This window comes from Mesorhizobium sp. M7A.F.Ca.AU.002.02.1.1, assembly GCF_003998535.1.
GTDB classification, from domain to species: Bacteria; Pseudomonadota; Alphaproteobacteria; order Rhizobiales; family Rhizobiaceae; genus Mesorhizobium; species Mesorhizobium ciceri.
In genome coordinates this window covers 1-2,650 of record NZ_RZPB01000797.1, presented here as the reverse complement: position 1 = coordinate 2,650, position 2,650 = coordinate 1, and the positions used below count along the sequence as shown (strand labels likewise).

At 63.0% G+C, this 2,650-nt stretch carries 4 protein-coding genes; all 4 read left to right on the top strand.

Annotated features, from left to right (window positions below; all coding sequences use genetic code 11):
• Positions 1-311 (top strand): DsbA family protein (locus EN879_RS31430; protein ID WP_206521037.1); only part of this gene is annotated, 311 nt, incomplete at its 5' end.
• Positions 312-460: 149 nt separating this feature from the next.
• The gene (gene aroQ / locus EN879_RS31425) at positions 461-895 is read left to right on the top strand and encodes a type II 3-dehydroquinate dehydratase (RefSeq protein ID WP_013531359.1); all 435 of its coding nucleotides are present in this window, start codon (positions 461-463) and stop codon (positions 893-895) included.
• Between the two features lie 26 nt (positions 896-921).
• Positions 922-1,380 (top strand): acetyl-CoA carboxylase biotin carboxyl carrier protein, encoded by a 459-nt coding sequence (gene accB, locus EN879_RS31420; protein WP_013531358.1) that lies wholly within the window; start codon positions 922-924, stop codon positions 1,378-1,380.
• 10 nt (positions 1,381-1,390) lie between these two features.
• The coding region (gene accC / locus EN879_RS31415) for an acetyl-CoA carboxylase biotin carboxylase subunit (protein WP_127274503.1) at positions 1,391-2,650 on the top strand (1,260 nt) is incomplete at its 3' end.

The following is a 2,650-nucleotide window of genomic DNA, read 5'->3' as shown; positions in this document are numbered from 1 at the left end:
CGATGGCCTTCCACCTGATGCACCCGGAAAAGTACGGCGAGTTCCACAATGCGTTGCTCGGCGGTCAGGGACGCGCCACCGAGGCGGCGGCCATGAAGGTCGCGCTGTCGCTCGGCGCCGACGAAGCGGCGCTGCGCGAGAAGATGAAGGACCCGACAATCAACGAGGCCCTCGCCAAGACCTACGATCTTGCCAACAAACTGGCGATCACCGGAACGCCGTCCTATGTCGTCGGCAACGAGGTGGTGTTCGGGGCGCTCGGGCAGGAAGTGCTGGCTGAAAAGATCGAGGCGGCGAAAGCCGCGCTCTGATCTTGCTCGCCAGCTATCTCTCACTGGCACATTTCCGCCTGTTGTGGACAGTGAAAGAACGCACTTGCGCTCTTTCCGCGGGCGGCTATGCCCATTATAGAGGGCCCAGCGCGCCGGCTTGATGACGGCGCCGGGAAAGGTCGGCTTTTTTGAAAACGGTTTTCGTCCTGAACGGTCCCAATCTCAACGCGCTCGGCAAGCGCGAGCCGGGCATCTATGGCGGCAAGACGCTTGCCGCGATCGCCGACGACTGCAAGCAGGCAGGCACGGCGCTGGGGTTCGAGATCGATTTCCGCCAGTCGAACCATGAGGGCGACCTTGTCGACTGGATTCAGGAAGCCGGCGACAAGGCTGTCGGCATCGTCATCAACCCGGGCGCCTACAGCCACACCTCGATTGCCATCCACGACGCCATCCGCGCCGTCGCACCATTGCCGGTGGCCGAAGTTCATCTTTCCAACATCCATGCGCGGGAACCATTCCGCCACGTCTCCATGGTCGCGCCGGTCGCCGTCGGCATGATCTGTGGCTTTGGGCCGCTCGGCTATACGCTGGCGCTACAGGCGCTGGCCGCACGCCTATGACCGGCCAACAAACAGAAGGCTCGAAAATGTCGATAAAGAAGACCGGTGTTGACCAGCAACTGATCCGCGATCTGGCGGGCATACTGAACGACACCAATCTCACCGAGATCGAGGTTGAACTGGGCGACCTGAAGGTGCGCGTCTCGCGGCAGGCGCCGGCCGTTCATGCAATCGCGGCGCCGCAACCGGCCTATGCGCCGGCAGCAGCGCAGGCTGCCGCCGTTGCCGTGCCTGTGGTGGCGGACCTTTCCAAGAATGCGGTCACCTCACCGATGGTCGGCACGGCCTATTTGGCTCCGTCGCCGGACGCCAAGGCATTCATCGAAGTCGGCCAGAAGGTCAAGGAAGGCCAGACGCTGCTGATCATCGAAGCAATGAAGACGATGAACCAGATCCCCTCGCCACGCGCCGGCACGGTGACCGCGATCCTTTTCGAGGATTCGCAGCCGGTCGAATATGGCATGCCGCTCGTCGTGATCGAGTAGAGCGGGCCTGATGTTTCAGAAGATCCTCATCGCCAATCGCGGCGAAATCGCCCTCCGGGTACTGCGCGCCTGCAAGGAACTCGGCATCCAGACGGTGGTGGTGCATTCGACCGCCGATGCCGACGCCATGCATGTGCGGCTCGCGGACGAGAGCGTCTGCATCGGTCCGCCGCCATCGCGCGACAGCTATCTCAACATCCATCAGATCGTTGCGGCCTGCGAAATCACCGGCGCCGACGCCGTGCATCCGGGCTACGGCTTCCTGTCGGAGAACGCCAAGTTCGCCGACATACTGGCCGCGCACAACATCACCTTCATCGGTCCGTCCGGCGACCATATCCGCATCATGGGCGACAAGATCGAGGCCAAGCGAACCGCCAAGCGCCTCAGCATTCCGGTTGTGCCCGGTTCGGACGGTGCCGTCACCGACCAAAAGGAAGCCAGGCGCATTGCCGCCGAGATCGGCTATCCCGTGATCATCAAGGCATCGGCCGGTGGTGGCGGGCGCGGTATGAAGGTAGCGCTTACCGAGGCCGACCTTGAGGTCGCCTTGCAAACGGCGAGCACGGAAGCCGGTGCGGCCTTCGGCGACGATGCGGTCTACATCGAGAAATACCTGGAAAAGCCGCGCCATATCGAGGTGCAGGTGTTCGGCGACGGCTTTGGCCGCGGCGTGCATTTCGGCGAGCGCGACTGTTCCTTGCAGCGCCGCCACCAGAAAGTCTGGGAAGAGGCGCCCTCGCCGGCCCTCAATGCCGAAGAGCGCGCCCGTATCGGCGGCATCTGCGCCAAGGCGATCGCCGACCTCGGCTATTCCGGCGCCGGCACGATCGAGTTCCTCTACGAAAATGGCGAGTTCTATTTCATCGAGATGAACACGCGCCTGCAGGTCGAGCATCCGGTGACGGAAGCGATCACCGGCATCGATCTCGTGCATGAGCAGATCCGCGTCGCTTCCGGCGGCGGCCTCTCGGTGAAGCAGGAGGACATCAAGTTCAACGGCCACGCCATCGAATGCCGCATCAACGCCGAGGACCCACGCACCTTCACCCCCTCGCCCGGTACGATCACCCATTTCCACACACCGGGTGGTCTGGGCATCCGCGTCGATTCCGGCGTCTATTCCGGCTACAAGATCCCGCCCTATTACGACAGCCTGATCGGCAAGCTGATTGTACATGGGCGTAACCGCGTCGAGTGCATGATGCGCCTGCGCCGCGCCCTGGACGAGTTCGTCGTCGACGGTATCAAGACGACGCTGCCGCTGTTT

Coding starts and splice junctions, on each gene's coding strand:
- accB (WP_013531358.1), top strand. CDS start 922: ATGTCGATAAAGAAGACCGGTGTTGACCAGCAACTGATCCGCGATCTG.